Genomic DNA, 16,350 nt, shown 5'->3' on the forward strand with positions numbered 1-16,350 from the left:
CTTTCACAGCAAGGGAGTGACGGATGAAAGCTTTGATCGCCGGGGCCGGCATTGGCGGCCTCACCACCGCTCTGTTCCTGCATGAGGCAGGCATCGAGGTTGAACTGTTCGAGCGGGCCGACGACATCCGCGAACTTGGCGTCGGCATCAACATGCTGCCGCATGCGGTCAAGGCGCTGGCTGGGCTTGGCTTGATGCCGGCGCTCGACGCGGAGGGGGTGAGGACACGCGAGCTTGTCTACACCAACCGCTTCGGCCAGGTCGTATGGCAGGAATTGCGCGGCATCGATGCCGGCTATGAGGTTCCGCAAATCAGCATTCATCGCGGCAGACTGCTGGGATTGATCCATCGGGCCGTGGTGAGCAGGCTTGGCGGCGACGTCATCAATACGGCAAGCCTTGTCGATGCCTTCGAGCAGAGCGAAGGCGGGGTCGTGGCGCATTCCCGCCGGCATGACGGCTCACGAGGCGAGGCGCATGGCGACCTGCTCATAGGCGCTGACGGGATCCATTCCGCCGTCAGGGCCGTGCTCTATCCCGAAGAAGGGCCGCCGATCTGGAACGGCACGATGCTGTGGCGCGGCGCTACGCCATGGCCGGTCTGGCGCGACGGGCGCACCATGGCGGTTGCCGGCGGCAATTTCGCCAAGTTCGTCTACTATCCGATCGAGCCGGATCGCGAAGAGACCAGGCTGACGAACTGGGCGGTGATGGCCAATACCGGTGATAGCGGCACATCACCGCTGCGTCCCGGCGACTGGAGCCGCCCAGGGGTGATCGACGATGTGCTGCCCTTCGTGCGCGACCGGTTTCAGCTGGACTTTGTGGATCCGGCATCCATCATCCAGGCAACGGATGGCTTCTACGAATATCCGAACTGCGACCGCGACCCGCTGCCGCGATGGTCGTTCGGGCGGGTGACGCTGCTCGGCGATGCGGCGCATCCCATGTATCCGGTGGGGTCGAACGGAGCCAGCCAGGCAATACTCGACGCCGGTTGCCTCGCGATGCATCTGGCTGCGGAGCCTACCGTCGAAGCCGCGCTAACGCGCTATGATGGGGAGCGGCGGCCGGCCACATCGGCCATCGTGCTGGCCAATCGGCAAGGCGGCCCGGAAGCGGTCATAGACATGGTCGAGGCCCGGGCGCCGCATGGCTTTGATGACATCGACGCCGTCGCTTCGCGCGAAGAACGCAAGAGCGTGGTACGCGGATATGCGTCCCTGGCCGGGTTTCCAAAACCGAATTGACCGGGAGCGGCGCGTTTTGCGCCCTAGAGATCGGCCTCGGCGAAGATGCGCGAGGCCCAGTCGAGGAAGACGCGAAGGCGTGGCGAGAGCTGGCGGTTCTGCGGGTAGAGCGCCGACAGCGGCGTCGGCGAGGGCGGATAGTCGGCCAGCACCTCGACGAGCGTCCCATCCGCCAGATCCTTTTCGAAGCGATAGCGCGGCGCCTGGATGAGGCCGAGGCCAAGCCGCGCCAGATCGGCGGCGGTGTCGGAATTGTTGGCTGCGACGCGGCCTGGCAGCCGCACCTCACGGATACTGCCGGCGACGGTGAATTCGAACGGAAGGGTCTCGCCGGTGCGCGACGAAACAAAGCCCACCGCCTGGTGACCGTCGAGCGCATCGGGGGAGACGGGCGTGCCGTGGCGCTCGAGATAGGCAGGGCTGGCGCAGGTGATCTCGCGGATGACAGCCAGCCGCCGCATGATCATGCCGCTGTCGGGCGGCTCGCCGACGCGGATGACGCAGTCGACGCCTTCGCGCACGAGATCGACCAGCCGGTCGCTTTGGCCGATCTGCAGGTCGATCCTGACATAGCGGGCGAGGAACTCCGGCAGGCGCGGCAACAGGAATGTGCGGGTGAGCAGCGTGCTGGCATCGATGCGCAGCAGGCCGAAAGGCTCGGCATTGCGAAAGGCGGCTTCGGCATCCTCGATCTCGGACAGGATCGACAGGCAGCGCCGATAGTAGGCTTCGCCGTCCTGGGTGGCGTTCACCTGCCGCGTCGTTCGTTCCAGAAGCCGCGCGCCGAGATGCTCTTCCAGCCGCCGGATCGATTCCGTAGCGGTTGAACGCGGCAGGCCGAGATCGGCCGCGGCAGCGGTGAAGCTGCGCCGCTCCAGAACGCGAACGAAGAGCCGCATCGTGTCCAGTCGATCCATGGCTTTTGTTCGCAATTTCCGAATAGTGATGTCAATAGGCAGCCGATTATCCGGGAAGTGGCCCGGCCTATATCCGTGTCACCAACACACGGAGAGACTTCCATGACATCCAATCAAACAAGTACGGGTGGCCAAACCAGAACCGCGATCGTGACCGGCGCCTCCAAAGGCATCGGCGCCGCCATCGCACAGCGGCTCGCCCGCGATGGCGTTGCTGTCGTCATCAATTATGCACGGGGCCGCGCCGAGGCCGAAGAACTGGTCCGCAGCATCGAAGCCGGCGGCGGCAAGGCGATCGCCGTTCAGGCCGATATCGCCGATCCAAACGGCATCGCCATGCTGTTCGACGCCGGCGAGAAGGCGTTCGGCGGCATCGACATCCTCGTCAACAATGCCGGCATCATGAAGACGTCGCCGATGGCCCAGACCGACGATGCTTCGTTCGACACGCAGATCGCGATCAATCTCGGCGGCGTGTTCCGCGGCATGCGGGAAGGTGCGCGCCGGCTTCGCGACGGCGGCCGCATCGTCAATTTTTCCAGCAGCGTCGTCGGCCTCTACCAGCCGGGCTACGGCGTCTACGCCGCCACCAAGGCGGGTGTCGAGGCGATGACCCACATCCTGGCCAAGGAGCTTGGCGCGCGCCGTGTAACCGTCAACGCGGTGGCGCCCGGACCGATCGAGACCGCGCTGTTCACGGACGGCAAGAGCGAGGCGCAGATCGAGGCCATCGGCAAGATGATCCCGCTCGGCCGGCTCGGCCAGCCCGACGACATTGCCGGGCTGGTCTCGTTCCTGGCCGGACCGGACAGCTTCTGGGTCAACGGACAAATCATCCGCGCCAATGGCGGCGTCGTCTGAGCCGTCGCCGACCGCTCCACCCCGAACCTGAAATTCCACAGAAAGGAAAAGATCATGCCATTCGCCAACATCAAGTTACCGCAAGCGGCGCTCTCCAGGGCGCAGAAGGAAGACCTCATCCATCGAACGACAGCGATGTTCGTCGACTTTTTCGGTGAGGGTGTGCGCCCCTTCACGATGGTGCTGGTGGAGGAGGTCGCCGACGGCGGCTATGGCCGGGCCGACGAAGTGTTCGTCGTGCCGGAGGTTTTTCGCCCAAAGGAGTAGTGCCGAGCTATTCCCGGGCGAGCCACGGGTCTCGCCCGTCCTTCGGACCCCCACAAGGAGATCGGCAGCGTCACCCCTTCCGCTTCTCCACCTCGGCCTTCCTCAGCAGGAACCGCTGAATCTTGCCGCTGGGCGTCTTCGGCAACTCGCTGACGAACTCGACTTTGCGCGGATAGGCGTGGGCCGAGAGGCGCTTGCGGACATGCTGCGCCAGTTCCTCGGCCAGCGCCTCGCTGCCTCGAAAGGCGGGCGCCAGAACGACTAAGGCCTTGACGATTTCGGTGCGCTGCGGGTCGGGCACACCGACGACGGCTGCCTCGTTGACCGCCGGATGTTCGATCAGCGCGCTTTCGACGTCGATGCGGTAGCCCGGCAGAGGCGATGACGTCGTCGGCGCGGCCGATCAGGAGATCGACCGTCCGGTTGCACGAGTGGCCCGAGAAGGGCTGGCCTCACCCGTGCGGGCCTGTATCATGGCCTTGTGAATGCTTGGGAGGAGGCTTGTGCATGCGGCTGAACCGGAATCTGTGTCAGTGGAGGGTTTGGGTCTTCATCGCCGCAATGGCGCTTTGGCCGCGCACGGCGCCGGCCGATACCCTCACGCCTGAGCGCATCACTGCTGCCCTGTCGAAGCTCGAAGCGCTTGCCGAAGCCGCCGTCGCGGACGGTGCCATACCCGGTCTCGCCATCGGCGTCGTGCGTTATGACGAGGTGATCTTCCTCAAGGGTTTTGGGCATCGCGAGGCCGGCAAGCCTGAGACCGTCGACGCCGACACGGTGTTCCAGATCGCCTCCCTTTCCAAGCCGGTTTCCGCCACCGTCGTAGCGGCGTTGGTTAGCGACAGGATCGTGTCCTGGGATTCGAAGATCGCCGATCTCGATCCGGCCTTCCGGTTGGCCGATCCTTATCCGGCGAGCCAACTCACCGTCCGTGACCTGTTTTCGCATCGCAGCGGGCTTCCGGGCACCGCCGGAGACGACCTCGAAGGCATTGGCTACGACCGCGTCGAGATACTGCATCGCCTGCGGTTCGTGCCACCATCGTCGAGCTTCCGCGCCGGGTATTCCTACAGCAATTTCGGATTGACAGAGGGTGCCGTGGCAGCCGCGAGGCCGACAGGAAAGCCCTGGGAGGAGGTCGCCGAGGAGAGGCTCTACCGCCCACTTGGCATGGCCTCGACCAGTTCCCGTCATTCAGACTTCGTCAAGCAAAGCAACCGCGCCGCGCTTCACGTCAAGGTCGATGGCGCCTGGGCCGCGAGGATAGAGCGCGATCCGGATGCGCAGGCGCCCGCCGGCGGCGTCAGCTCTACGGCACGTGACCTCTCGCAATGGGTGCGCCTCATCCTCGGCAACGGCGTTTATGCCGGCAAGACACTGATTGCCGCCGATGCGCTAAGCCAGACGCATGTTCCGCTGATAGCGCGCGGCAACAACCCCGTCTCCGGCGGCGCATCGTTCTACGGCCTCGGCTGGAACGTCGAATTCGGCCGACACGGCCTGAGCTGGGGCCACGCCGGCGCCTTCAGCGTCGGGGCGCGTACCCTGGTGACGGTCTTCCCAAAGGAGAAGCTGGGCATCGTCATCGTCGCCAACGCCTTTCCGACTGGCCTGCCGGAGGGATTGTCCGACAGCTTCGCCGATCTCGTCTTCGACGGTAACGTCGAGAAGGACTGGGTCAAGGCGTGGAATGATATCTATGCGGGCCTGTTCGGTCCGGCGGTCGCGGCGGCCAAGGCCGCCTATGCCGCGCCGCCGTCTCCGCCACGGCCAGCCGGGCCGGACAGCGTCTATGCCGGCCGGTACGCCAACGACTTCATCGGCGACGCGATTGTGTCGAAAGCAGGAGACGACCTTGTGCTCAGGGTAGGCCCGGCCGCCGGCCGGTCCTATTCATTGACGCATTTCGACGGTGACCTTTTCCTGACCTTCCCCGACGCGGAGACGCCGGACAGCCCCTCGGGCGTAAGTTTTGTGGTCGGCGCTGACGGCAAGGCGTCGGCCATGACCGTAGGTTTTCTCGACGACAATCATCTCGGCACGCTGCAACGTGTGGGGGACTGACTTCCAAATCGAACGGTGCCGCCGGGAGTTCAGGATGCGGGGCCGTATCGGAGCAGTTTGAAGCAATCGCCGTTGCCCGATTTCGTCTGCGCCAGCAAGGGCTTCGATCTGTCGATCCATTCCTGATGTGACCTCGCATCGGCTTCGATCGCGTCGACCGGTGCAAGACTGACGAAGCTGCGTCCGTGGCTGAGAAGCCAGCATGCGCGGCCAAGAAATCGCCTGCTGCGCTGGCGCAAGAGGTCGGCATCGTAGAAGATGTCGAGCACCTCGTGCTTGATCTTGCGCTCGGTTTCAGGATTGGCGATCGCAACCTCGATCGGCTCGCCGCCGATCGCATCCTGCAGGTCCTTGTAGTCGAGGGTGAGTTGGGTGATGGCATATTTGATCTCGCTCTCGTCGCGCACGATGTCGAACCATAGCGTCGGATCGAGCTCGTTGACGACGAACGACGACTCGAAATCGCGCGACAGGTTGAGGATGTCGAAGTCCCGGATGTCGACGTCGCGCTCAACCAGCAGGATTTCGCGGACCTGCTTGCCAAGCTCCGCTCCCCGCGCGCCGATGGCGGCGTTGGTCCACCAAGTTCGGGACTAATATAGGCCCCGCCGTCATCCAGCAGCCCGTCGAATTCGCCAAGTGACTCGACGAGGGGAGCGCCACGAGCGATGCGCGCCGCCAGCTTGGCCAGAACCTGCTGAAGATCCGCTTCGCGTCTGCGCTGGTCTTGGTAATTCTGCTGGAAAAAGAAGATGAACAGGGACACGCCGATGCCGATCAGGATCACGCCCAACTGCGAGAAGATGTTGCGGTGGTATTCCAGCAGCTTTTCGCGATGGCGCACGTCGTCGCGCACACTGTGGGCGACGCGCAAATTGACGATCAGCGACAGGATGAGCAGCCCAGTACCGACGAGAATGAGGCCGCCGATGAGCAGGTAACCATGGCCTGTGCTGAAATCCATTCGTTTTCCCTGAAGCCCAGACTGCGCAGAATAGTGCCATTTTGGCTAAATACCTACGGATTTGCAGGCGGTGGATTTGATGGCGGCGACCACCCCGGAAGGTTGACCAGCCTGGCCATCCGGCCGATAGCTCCGCCAGAAACTGTCCTGAGAACCCTGATGACTTCAGACACCAACCTCCACGATGCACCCGCCGCCGGCCCCGACACCGCCTGGCAGGCGGACGTCCGCGCCGGCGTGCGCCACGTGCGCGACCTGGCGTCCCTCCCGCTGTCCCCAGCCGAGCGCGCAGCCGCCCAGGCCGCGGCGGTGAAGCACAAGGTGCGCGCGCCCAAAGCCTATCTCGACCTGATCGACTGGAACGACCCCGCCGATCCGATCCGGGCGCAGGTCATTCCGTCGCCTGAGGAACTGGAGGAGGTGGAAGGCGAGCTCGACGATCCGATCTCCGATCATGACTTCAGCCCGGTGCCGCGATTGACGCACCGTCATGCCGACCGGGTGCTGCTGTTCCCGACCTATCAATGCGCGGTCTATTGCCGGTTCTGCTTCCGCAAGGAATCGCTGACCTCGATCGGTCGTGGCTATACGCACGAGGCGCTGGAGCCGGCGCTGGCCTATATCGCCGAGCATCCCGAAATCCGTGAGGTGATCCTGACCGGCGGCGATCCGCTGTCGCTGCCCGACAAGGCACTGGCCGAAATCTCCGCGCGCATCGAAGCGATCCCCCATGTGCGGCTGCTGCGCATCCATACGCGCGTGCCGGTGGTGCTGCCGTCGCGCATTACATCAGGGCTCGTCGCGGCGCTGCAGGGCCGGCTGATGGTCACTGTCGTCACCCATTTCAATCACGCGCGTGAAATCACCGGCGCTACCGAGGTGGCCTGCCGCACGCTTCGGCGAGCCGGGTTCGTGCTGCTCAACCAGAGCGTTCTGCTCAAGGGCGTCAACGACAGCATCGAGGCGCTGGAGGAGCTCTGCCGCGAGCTGATGTACCGCCTCGGCGTCAAACCCTACTACCTGCACCATGGCGACCTCGCGCGCGGCATGGCGCACCGGCGCACGACGATTGCACAGGGTCAGGCGCTGACTGAAGCGCTGCGGGCGCGGCTGTCGGGCATCTGCAACCCCGTCTATGTGCTCGACCTGCCGGAAGGCGGCGGCAAGGTGCCGATCGGGCCTTGCCATGTCGAGGGACGGGACGGCGAGAACTGGCGGCTGCGCGGGCTCGATGGCGAGGTGAGGGGATATAGGGAGATCGTTGGCGCGCAAGAGGAACAGTCTTCGAAGATTCCAGGCTCGTGACGCCAGGATCCACCCGGATAATCCTACAGCGTCACAGCGACCGTTCATAATGGCCAGCGTCTGCGCCGCCCCTCACCTGCCTGCCGGCATCCTCTCCCCGTATAGTGACGGGGAGAGGGGTGCTGTCATCGGCGATTTCGCCAATCTCCAGCGTTGCGGGAAGAATGCCGGCGTCGCCGCCCGCCCCTCTCTCCCCGTCACTATACGGGGAGAGATGTCCGGCAGGACAGTGAGGGGCAGCGCCAACGTCAACGATTGCCGCGTTCGGCTAGGAACTCATGACGCCGTAGCGCAGCAGAATAATCGCGCCGACCCCAAACCCCATCTCCATCGACAAACGCCAGCACCACCACGCGCGGGGCAGCGCAGTAAACGAGCCTGGCCTTGCGGCCCGTCTTCGTCGTCGCCTGGCCTGCGTTCAGGTCGACGGTGATGTCCTCATAGCCCAGCACCTCGCGATCGAGCGGATAGACGGCCTTGTAGACGGCTTCCTTGGCGGCAAAGAGGATGCGGCCGGCAAGATGCCGGCCGGCTGCGTCCGTGCGGTCCGCGGGCGTTGTCGCGAGCGCCAAAATATCATCCGGGAGAGGCTGCGCAGGCTCGACGTCGATGCCGAGCGAGGCGATATCGCCAATCGGGGCAACCGCCGCCACGGCCATGTCGTCGTCGTGCGCGAGCGAACCGGTTATCCCGTCGGGCCAGACCGGCGCGCCGGTTGGCGTGCGCAGGATGGCGACGTCGCCGACGCCAAGCTCCGCCAGCAGTCCGTGCGCGATCCACCGGGCCGCGCCGCTGGCGCGCCGCATGCCGGGCTGGCGCGCGGGGAGGGAATGCGCTTCCCCGGGCAGCAGATGGGCCTCGTCGCCGTCGCGGATCATGCGACATCCGATCCGGACTCCCGATGGTGCGATGGCGGCGATCGCTTCGGCCAAGGCGATTTCCTCGGGCAGCCGCGTCACGGCTCGTGCGTCCGTGCCGGCAAAGCGAGATCGGCGATCATTTCGCCGTCCTCGTCGAGCCCTTCTTCGACGAAACCGGCGCTGCGATAGAGGTTTCGCGCCGCATCGTTCTCCGGTTCGTAGCAGATCGAGACGTGGCTGATGTGGCCGAGCCCCTGGATTTCGTCCAGCACTTCGCGCAGCGCGGCCTTGCCGTAACCTTTGCCTTGAGAAGCGCGGTCGATCATGAAGCGGTAGATGCGCGCCTCGTCGTCATCCTCGGGCGCCTCGTACATCAGGAAACCGACGACACGGGTCCCGGCCATGACGACGCGTGGCCGCGCGTCTTCGTCAGTCCCGGCTTCTTCCAGCGAGTCCGCATTGCCGGCGACGAAATCCTTCTGCTCCGGGGCGAGTTCCAGGGCCGTAACCAGGGCCCGGTTGGCCTCGGTCACGGCAACGAGACGGATGTCTCCGGTGTTCAAGCCGATGCCCTTCTTCAAGCCAATGCCGTGGCCGATACTTTGGAGCCATCGTCGGTGATCGGCTCGACGAAGCGGTGCAGCTTGGCCGGGTTGCCACGCCATATGGAGTTGGGCTCCAGCTCTTCGCCCTTCATGACGAAGGAGTCGACATCGACCACCGAGCCTTCGCCCATCACGACGCCGTAGTGGACAAAGGCTGAAGGTCCGAGCGTGCAGCCCTTGCCGATGCGGATGAAGTCGGACTTGAAGGCGCCTTCCTCCAGCGAATGGGCCTGGATGACGCAGCCCTCGTTGAGGGTGGCGTCGTCGCCGATCTCCACCAGCGAGCGTTCGGTGAGGTTGCTGCCGCCGTCATAGACACGACTGCCGATCTTGACGCCCAGCATGCGCAGGATCATGGGCCGGAACGGCGTGCCGGCGAACAGCCGCACGATCGGCGAATCCGCCAGCTTCCAGTGGCGCTCGTGGCGCCAGAACGCGACGTCGTAGATCGTCGTCATCTGCGGCTTCAGCCGGCCGAAACCGAGGCTTGCCCGTTCCACGAAGATGTAGAACGGAATGGTGATCGCCGAGGTCAGGAGCACGGCGACGAACAGGGCGACTTCAGCCCATTCGGTATAATAGTTCAGCGCCCGGTCCCAGATCGCCAGCGTGGCGAACAGCATGACCCATTGCGTTGCCACGAACAGCAGGATTGTCACCAGATTGTGACGGTTCTTGTGCGGGATGCGCCGGCGCCGGTCGTCCTCGTCGATGCCGGCGATGAGCTCCTTGTCGCGGTTCACCATGCGCGGGATTTCAAAGGCAGGCGAACCCAGAAGCCCGACATTCTCGCGCAGCGGCCCGTCGATGGGGATCATCACCTTGGTGCCGAGCAGGACGTTGTCGCCGGTGCGGCCGTCCGGCGGATAGTAGATGTTGTTGCCGAGATAGTTGCGCTCGCCGATCCTCGTCGGCTCGAGCCTGAAGGCGGCGGCGGATTTGTGCATGTTGATCATGAACAGCCCGTCCGACACCATGGTCTCGGTGCCGATCTCGCACAGAAGCGGGTTTTCGTGCTGCTGGTTGGAGCCGAAATTGGAACCGGTCTGCACCACCTTGTTGAGGTTCCAGCCGATGGCCCTGATATAGTGCACGATGGCCGAGCTGTCGCCGGCCAGCAGGCCGAGCACGCGGGAGTTGCTGGAGAATTCAGCGACGGTCTGCAGCCAGTAGCGGAAGCCGTACAGCGTGTAGGTGCGGCCGGGCTTCAACAGCAGGCTGACCAGGCGCGGCACCAGCGTCGCCGCCAGGAAGGATGCGGCCATGTAGCCGAACAGCGTGACCGTGGTGCCGATCGCGACGACGCCGATCGTTTCCTGGTAGTCGTCGCCGACGTTTTCCCAATAGCTGTGGAACAAAAGCGGCAAGGGAGTGACGATGGCAAACAGCCCGATCAGCTGAACCGCTTCGAAGAGGAAGCGCCGGATGTTGGACGGATCGACATTGCGCACCTTGCAATAGTCGGCCGTGGTCGGCACGGCCGGCGAGCCATGCCAGCGTTCGCCGTCGGGGATGCTTTGGCCGCGGTGCAGCGAGGACGAATGGCCGAGCTGGGCGCCGTCGCCGATCCGGGTGTCGATGTCGAGCGTCGAGCCGACGCCGACGAAGGCATCGCGACCGATGGTCAGCGGCCCGGTGTGGATATAGCCGGACTGCGCCCGGAAGCCGAGGATCATGGATTCCTTGCGCAGGATGGTGTTGGCGCCGATCGAGATGAGATCCGTGCAGACGGGCACGGATTTCGATTCGATGACGGCGTTCTTGCCGAGCTTGGTGCCCAGAAGCTGCAGGTAGATGCTGTAGAGCGGGCTGCCGCGGAACAGCACGACGGGCGCGGTGCGAATCAATGTCTTGACCACCCAGAAGCGGAGGTAGCGCACGCCCCAGATGGGAAACGCCTCCGCCTTCCAGCGGCCGACCAGCACCCATTTGGCGAGGACGGCAAAGCCCGACATGCCGAAGAACACGGCGGCCGAAAGCGCCACGCACCTGATGTAGAGCTGCAGCGGATCGTCGAGCGCGTCATACATCCAGTTGAGGCCGTCATTGACCGCCCACAAGGCGCCATAGCTGTAGAGCGCGTAGAACAGCAGCTGTGCGGCGCCGCAGGTCCAGTAGGCGAAATTCGAGGCCCGGCGGGTGAGGACGGGCTCGTTGGTGGCCGTCGTCATCTCGTCCGCCACGCCCAGGTGCAGCGCCAGCCGCGCCACGGTCGGGTGGAGATAGATATCGCGCATCGACGCCGTCGCCCATTCCTTCCTGGTGCGCAGGCGCGCGCAGAAATGCGCCATCAGCAGCGAGTTGGCGCCGAGATCGTCGAAGAAATTGTCCTCGACGGACACTTCTTCGAATTTCAGCACCGCGGCCAGCGCGTCGGCCATGAAACGCTCGTCGTCATTGCCGGGCGCGACCATGGCGCGATCGGCCGAAAGCCGCACGCTTGTCGGCTTCGGCAGCTGGCGCAAATCCACCTTGTTGGAGACCGTCATCGGGATAACAGGCAGCTCCTCGAGATAGGAGGGCACCATGTAATCCGGCAGCCGCCGCTTCATCGTCCTGGCGAGGTCGGCGCGCGAGATCGCCTTCTGGCCGGCCTTCGCCGCGAAATAGGCGACGAGTTCGACGCGGCCGGGCTCGATCTCCCAGGTGGTGACGGCGGCCTGGGCGATTTCGGGCTGGTCGAGCAGCACCGCCTCGATCTCGCCGAGCTCGATGCGGTAGCCGCGGATCTTCACCTGGGTGTCGATGCGGCCGTTATACTCGATCTCGCTTTGGTCGTTGATGCGGCCAAGGTCGCCGGTCCGGTAGATGCGCTTCGACGGGTTGTTCGGCAGGCCGACGAAATCGGCGATGAATTTCTGTTCGGTCAGGTCGGGCCTGTTGAGATAGCCGACCGCGAGCCCGATGCCGGCAATGCCGATCTCGCCCAGTTCGCCCGGCTCGGCAAGCTGCGGCAGCGAAGCGTCGAGGATGACGATGGAGTAGGTCGGCAGCGGCGCGCCGATGGTGACGGGGCTGTCCGGCGTCAGCGCGCCCATTGTGGCGGTGACGGTCGCCTCGGTCGGGCCGTAGGTGTTAAGGATCTGTCGGCCCGGCTTCGACCAGCGCACCACCAGATTGTGCGGGCAGGCCTCGCCGCCGACCAGCAGCGTGCGCAGGCTGGGCACATCCGATGTCATCGACGACAGCAGCGTCGGGCTGCAGGCGATGCAGGTGATGTCGTGGAGGCGCAGGAAGTCAGCGAGTTCCTCGCCCACCAGCGGCATCTGGCCAGGAGCGGGCACCACCGTCGCGCCGGCGACGAACGGTACCCAGATCTCTTCGGAGGAAAAGTCGAAGGCGATCGTCATGCCCTGGTAGACGCGGTCGCCCGGCCGGTAGCCGTAGGAGGCGGCGGCAACGCGGATGAAGTTGACGAAACTCTGGTGCTTGATCACCACGCCCTTGGGCTTGCCTGTGGTGCCCGAGGTGTAGAGGATGTAGCAGGTGTCGTCCGATAAAGCGGCCTTCGCATGCGGCTTCAGCGGCGCGTCGGACTGTCTGGAGATTTCGGCAGCAGCGCTGTCGATCAGCAGATGCGGGACCGGCAGCTGACCGGCGCGCGACGCATAGGCGGCGATGGTGACGATCAGGCTGACGCCGGCGTCTTCGATGATGAGCGCCATCCGCTCCTCGGGGAACGCGGTGGCCAGCGGCACGAAGGCAGCGCCTGCCTTCATCACGGCGAGCAGCGCGACATAGGTCTCCGCCGAGCGGTCGAGGATGAGTCCGACGCGGTCGCCCGGCCGCACGCCGCGCTTGACCAGCAGACGGGCGAACTGGTTGGCACGGCTGTCCAGTTCCCGATAGGTCCAGACACGCCCGTCGGAGATCACCGCCGGCAGCGCGGCAAACATTTCGGCGAGCTGTTCGAAGACGGTGTCGAGCCGCTCGCCGGGGAGGCCGTGCCGGGCAAAGTCGGCGCCCGTCAGGATCTGCCCGCGCCTGGCTGTCGCGGGGGCCGTTCTTACCAGCGCATCGACATCTGCCGGGCCGCTTTCCAGCCCCGATCGTTCCGCGTCCAGTTCGGCGATGTCGACACCGTGATCCATTTCCATACTTTCCCGTCCAGGCCGGGCATCGCCCGGCACGGCCATTTTTCCAGTTGTTGTGGGAGCTTATGCCATCCGATCTTTTCGGCAGTTTTTCCGAACTGTTGAATATTGTTTCTGAACTGTGTCTGGGCGCTCTTTTGAGCCTCCCTTGGCGGCTCTCGCCGGGCGCGCTCGGCGGCACGCGAGGGCGTGCACCCGGCGTTTTTCTGGAACCAGCCTTGAGGCCCCGCATTCTATGAGCAGGGACTTAAGGAGCGTGTCGTGAAAGCGGTTTTGGGACTGGTCTGCGGCTTCGTGCTGACCCTTGCGGTCTTCGGCAGCGGACTGGGCTTCGCCGCTTGGCTGCTTGCCGCGAAGCCGCCGCGCCAGGCAACGGCTACTGTCAGCGTGGCGGAGCTGTGGACCAAGAAGGCGCGGCCGGTGAACAAAGCCGGGCAGGGCCTCGAACGCCTGCCGGCCAAACAGTCCGCGCCGCCCGACATCCCCGCCAAACCGCAGGAAACACCGCGCGACCCCACCGTCACCGGCGCCATCGCGCCCAAGGCGACCGACCTGCCGCGTCCGCATCTCGCCTGGTGCGCCAGCCGCTATCGCTCCTACCATCCGGACGACAACAGCTATCGCTCCTACAGCGGGCAGCTGCGCCCCTGCATCTCGCCCTATCTTCAAGCCGCCGGTCAGCCTGTCCCGCCGGTTGCCGGCGATGGCGACGAAAACGGCGCCGGCCTGGGCGTCTACGTTGCCGATGGTGGCGGCGAAGCACTTTCGGCCGACCATGTCGATTACTGCTTCAGCCGCTACCGCTCCTACCGCCCGGAAGACAACTCCTACCAGCCATATTCCGGCGGCCCGAGGCGGCAATGCCAGTAGAGCCCGCGCGCCGCACGATCCGATCGCGCGGATTATCCGGAGCGTCCGCATTGGCGCGGCGTTCAACTCTGACCCAAAGGAGGACTGACCATGAGCGACGACCGGGACGACAGAATTCGTGAGCGCGCCTACCAGATCTGGGAACGGGATGGCCGCATGCAGGGCGACCCCGAACGGCACTGGCACCAGGCCGAGGCCGAGGTCGACCGCGAGGCGGCCCTGCCGCTGACGGCGGACGATGCGCTGCCTCAAACCGGCGAGATCGCCAGCTCCGACGTGCTGGAGGTCGAGGCGCTGGCGGTGCGCACCGGCATATCGGGCGACGAGGCGCAGGAACTGCTCGACCGCCTGGGCAACGACCGCGCCGCCGTCGAACAAGCCGCCCGCAGCCTCAAGGCCAAGGGGCGGAGGAGCTCTGACGAGGGACTGGCGAAATGACCGGAGGCTGAAGGACAGAAATACCGTTGCGAGGGCTGGCCGGTCACCCGGCCCGAAAGCCCGCGCCTCTGGCGGAGGACGCGGGCCGATCGGACGGCCGATCTTCGGCAGGCGATGGAGGGCACCACCTGCCGCACAGATCAACAATTAGTTATGGCTAATGTTCCGTCAAGCTGGATCTGAATTTACTTTCGTTCGAATGTCGGCCTCCACCGCAATTGCGCCGCTGGATTTTTTGTCGGGAGTGCACGGGTCCGGCGGGCAGCGGGTGCCGACGTCGATAGGAATTTTTTCTTGACGGGTGAGGGCAGCTATGCTACATTTCTGCCTATGGTGCTGATTTGCGCCAGTGACCCGCCGCACAAGCGGGTTTTTGCGTTTTGGCCGGCGCTTCGTCAAATCAGGGACGTATTTCGTGGATCGCGAGGACGATCAGGGCAGTGCCAGCCAAGCCCTCAATGGAGCGGGTGATCGCTTCGAATAGACGCGACCTGCCTTCGACAAACCTCACCAGGCGTTCGCGTAACAGGATCGAGAGAACTGCGACGGCTGACAACGTGATCGCCACGCCGATCATCATTGTGCCGGCGAACAGAATGCCGGCCGCCGGCACGCCGCGCGTGATCGCAAATGTCATGACGAATAGGGTGAGCGGACAAGGAATTAGTCCGGCCATGACTCCGACAGCTTCACCTTCGTGCTTGTGATGGCGCCCATGACTGAGTGCTCGCCACAGCATCCATAGTCCGATCAACCCAAGCAGTCCGCGGCTGATGTCTTCCAGCAGCGGAGCGCGGCCAACGCTTCCCAGGGCAATTGAGACGAGAGGCAACGAGAGAGCTGCGATCATCACCGCAATCGTCACATGCGTGAAGGAAAGTGTCAGTGATACGAGAAGGCCGCGCGAAACCTTCGCGTCTGAACCAGCTAGATATGTCGCGAGTACAGCCTTGCTGTGCCCAGGGGTCAAGGCGTGCGCCGCACCGAATAGAACCCCCATCGGCAGGAAGGCCATGAATGCCAGCCAATCGCCACCGGCCGAAAGCAGCTTGATCTGCTCGGCCAGCGCCAGGTAGATCGTACGCTGGAATTCGACAATCGTCTGGAATAAGGCCATCGAAACGGCTCCGCTTCAGCCGCACGTCAATTCAAGGCGCGTCGCGAAAATTTTGCCGAGATCGGTCCCCGTCGGGTCGCTAAAGAACGCGTCTGTCAGGCTCTTCTGGTTCTGCGCGATGGCCGTGTCCGGATCGGGACGCACGACCGCGCGCGAGCAGGCTTCAGGCAGGCCAGCCACAGCAATCTTGTCGTCGTCGGTAAAATCGATCGCCGTGTAGAAGGTCGGGTCATAGACGCCGATGCTGACTTTTCCAGCAAGAGCCAACGAGTCCTTCGGCTGCGTTTCGAACTGGACAACGAGCTGATCATTCTCAAAGCTGACGCTGAATTTCGGTGGCGGCGCCATCGTCACGTCCTTGCCGTTCAAGGTCACCATCTGAAAGTAGTTGTACTCGGCCAGCGACGCATGGACGGTGATAGCAACCTCATCGAGTTCCTTTGCATCAAGGACAAGGTCGGAATTCTTGTCGAATTCCATCAGCACAGTGCTGGAAAAGAGGTCGTCGAAACGCCAGAGATGCCGAAGCGACTTAACGGTCCTGTCTGGACCGACGGTCAGGTCGAGCTTCGCTTCGGCAAAGACATGCGGATGGGCGTTCGCCGCCGCGGCGGAAGCGAGCAACAGCGCGACGCCTGATACCATGCCTTTCGGTCGCATTTTCACTCGCACTTCATCGTTTCCGGTCAGGCAGCACGTCTGGCATTGCAAGCAGGCCGAAATGGGACATGCGGTTAA

Annotated in this window: 14 protein-coding genes and 1 pseudogene; 7 read left to right on the top strand and 8 right to left on the bottom strand. The window is 64.3% G+C overall.

All coding sequences use genetic code 11. The features are described from left to right. The first annotated feature begins 23 nt into the window (after window positions 1-23). Window positions 24-1,250, top strand: coding sequence for a flavin-dependent oxidoreductase (locus NKJ67_RS31360; protein ID WP_352585154.1), 1,227 nt, complete (start codon window positions 24-26; stop codon window positions 1,248-1,250). 23 nt (window positions 1,251-1,273) lie between these two features. On the opposite strand, the gene NKJ67_RS31365 is transcribed toward NKJ67_RS31360, so the two are convergent. Next, window positions 1,274-2,167, bottom strand: a complete 894-nt coding sequence (locus NKJ67_RS31365; RefSeq protein ID WP_292459143.1) for a LysR family transcriptional regulator — start codon at window positions 2,165-2,167, stop codon at window positions 1,274-1,276. A 102-nt stretch (window positions 2,168-2,269) separates the two neighbouring features. On the opposite strand from NKJ67_RS31365, the gene NKJ67_RS31370 reads away from it, so the two are divergent. Next, window positions 2,270-3,028, top strand: coding sequence for an SDR family oxidoreductase (locus tag NKJ67_RS31370; RefSeq protein WP_352585157.1), 759 nt, complete (start codon window positions 2,270-2,272; stop codon window positions 3,026-3,028). A 54-nt stretch (window positions 3,029-3,082) separates the two neighbouring features. Next, window positions 3,083-3,295: a tautomerase family protein gene (locus tag NKJ67_RS31375; protein ID WP_352585159.1), complete on the top strand. Its 213-nt coding sequence runs from the start codon at window positions 3,083-3,085 to the stop codon at window positions 3,293-3,295. A gap of 70 nt (window positions 3,296-3,365) precedes the next feature. Here NKJ67_RS31375 and NKJ67_RS31380 read toward each other — a convergent pair. Next, window positions 3,366-3,699 (bottom strand): annotated as a pseudogene (locus tag NKJ67_RS31380) (AMP-binding enzyme); the annotation flags it as partial. A gap of 103 nt (window positions 3,700-3,802) precedes the next feature. Here NKJ67_RS31380 and NKJ67_RS31385 point away from each other — a divergent pair. After that, on the top strand, window positions 3,803-5,359 hold the full coding sequence (locus NKJ67_RS31385) for a serine hydrolase (protein ID WP_352585161.1): 1,557 nt from the start codon (window positions 3,803-3,805) through the stop codon (window positions 5,357-5,359). A 29-nt stretch (window positions 5,360-5,388) separates the two neighbouring features. Here NKJ67_RS31385 and NKJ67_RS31390 read toward each other — a convergent pair whose 3' ends face one another. Further along, the gene (locus NKJ67_RS31390) at window positions 5,389-5,766 is read right to left on the bottom strand and encodes a hypothetical protein (protein ID WP_352585162.1); all 378 of its coding nucleotides are present in this window, start codon (window positions 5,764-5,766) and stop codon (window positions 5,389-5,391) included. A 716-nt stretch (window positions 5,767-6,482) separates the two neighbouring features. Between NKJ67_RS31390 and NKJ67_RS31395 the strand changes: the two genes are divergently transcribed. Further along, window positions 6,483-7,628, top strand: a complete 1,146-nt coding sequence (locus NKJ67_RS31395) for a KamA family radical SAM protein (protein ID WP_352585164.1) — start codon at window positions 6,483-6,485, stop codon at window positions 7,626-7,628. Between the two features lie 248 nt (window positions 7,629-7,876). Here the strand turns inward: NKJ67_RS31395 and NKJ67_RS31400 are convergent, their stop codons facing one another. Genes NKJ67_RS31400 through NKJ67_RS31410 form a run of 3 tightly spaced genes read right to left on the bottom strand, consistent with a single transcriptional unit; the run spans window position 7,877 to window position 13,190 of the window. Next, window positions 7,877-8,587, bottom strand: coding sequence for a 4'-phosphopantetheinyl transferase family protein (locus NKJ67_RS31400; RefSeq protein WP_352585166.1), 711 nt, complete (start codon window positions 8,585-8,587; stop codon window positions 7,877-7,879). Further along, window positions 8,584-9,051, bottom strand: coding sequence for a GNAT family N-acetyltransferase (locus NKJ67_RS31405; protein ID WP_352585168.1), 468 nt, complete (start codon window positions 9,049-9,051; stop codon window positions 8,584-8,586). The genes NKJ67_RS31400 and NKJ67_RS31405 overlap by 4 nt, the downstream gene beginning before the upstream one ends. Before the next feature lie 14 nt (window positions 9,052-9,065). Further along, window positions 9,066-13,190 (bottom strand): Pls/PosA family non-ribosomal peptide synthetase, encoded by a 4,125-nt coding sequence (locus NKJ67_RS31410; protein WP_352585170.1) that lies wholly within the window; start codon window positions 13,188-13,190, stop codon window positions 9,066-9,068. 258 nt (window positions 13,191-13,448) lie between these two features. Here NKJ67_RS31410 and NKJ67_RS31415 point away from each other — a divergent pair, with 258 nt between their 5' ends. Further along, entirely contained in the window at window positions 13,449-14,057 is a 609-nt protein-coding gene (locus tag NKJ67_RS31415; protein WP_352585172.1) for a BA14K family protein, read from the top strand. A 90-nt stretch (window positions 14,058-14,147) separates the two neighbouring features. Next, a complete protein-coding gene (locus NKJ67_RS31420) occupies window positions 14,148-14,495 on the top strand; it encodes a DUF2934 domain-containing protein (protein ID WP_352585174.1) in 348 nt (115 codons plus the stop codon). Window positions 14,496-14,895: 400 nt separating this feature from the next. Here NKJ67_RS31420 and NKJ67_RS31425 read toward each other — a convergent pair whose 3' ends face one another. Then, complete coding sequence (locus NKJ67_RS31425) at window positions 14,896-15,612, bottom strand: nickel/cobalt transporter (protein WP_352585176.1); 717 nt, start codon at window positions 15,610-15,612, stop codon at window positions 14,896-14,898. Between the two features lie 15 nt (window positions 15,613-15,627). Beyond that, window positions 15,628-16,284 (bottom strand): DUF1007 family protein, encoded by a 657-nt coding sequence (locus NKJ67_RS31430; RefSeq protein ID WP_502905253.1) that lies wholly within the window; start codon window positions 16,282-16,284, stop codon window positions 15,628-15,630. Window positions 16,285-16,350: the final 66 nt, after the last annotated feature.

This window comes from Mesorhizobium sp. M0088 (assembly GCF_040322895.1).
GTDB lineage: Bacteria > Pseudomonadota > Alphaproteobacteria > Rhizobiales > Rhizobiaceae > Mesorhizobium.

Excerpts from the sequence above, each read along its gene's own strand:
- NKJ67_RS31360 (WP_352585154.1), top strand. The coding sequence starts at position 24 with ATGAAAGCTTTGATCGCCGGGGCCGGCATTGGCGGCCTCACCACCGCT.
- NKJ67_RS31365 (WP_292459143.1), bottom strand. The coding sequence starts at position 2,167 with ATGGATCGACTGGACACGATGCGGCTCTTCGTTCGCGTTCTGGAGCGG.
- NKJ67_RS31375 (WP_352585159.1), top strand. The coding sequence starts at position 3,083 with ATGCCATTCGCCAACATCAAGTTACCGCAAGCGGCGCTCTCCAGGGCG.
- NKJ67_RS31425 (WP_352585176.1), bottom strand. The coding sequence starts at position 15,612 with ATGGCCTTATTCCAGACGATTGTCGAATTCCAGCGTACGATCTACCTG.
- NKJ67_RS31420 (WP_352585174.1), top strand. The coding sequence starts at position 14,148 with ATGAGCGACGACCGGGACGACAGAATTCGTGAGCGCGCCTACCAGATC.
- NKJ67_RS31385 (WP_352585161.1), top strand. The coding sequence starts at position 3,803 with ATGCGGCTGAACCGGAATCTGTGTCAGTGGAGGGTTTGGGTCTTCATC.
- NKJ67_RS31395 (WP_352585164.1), top strand. The coding sequence starts at position 6,483 with ATGACTTCAGACACCAACCTCCACGATGCACCCGCCGCCGGCCCCGAC.
- NKJ67_RS31410 (WP_352585170.1), bottom strand. The coding sequence starts at position 13,190 with ATGGAAATGGATCACGGTGTCGACATCGCCGAACTGGACGCGGAACGA.
- NKJ67_RS31370 (WP_352585157.1), top strand. The coding sequence starts at position 2,270 with ATGACATCCAATCAAACAAGTACGGGTGGCCAAACCAGAACCGCGATC.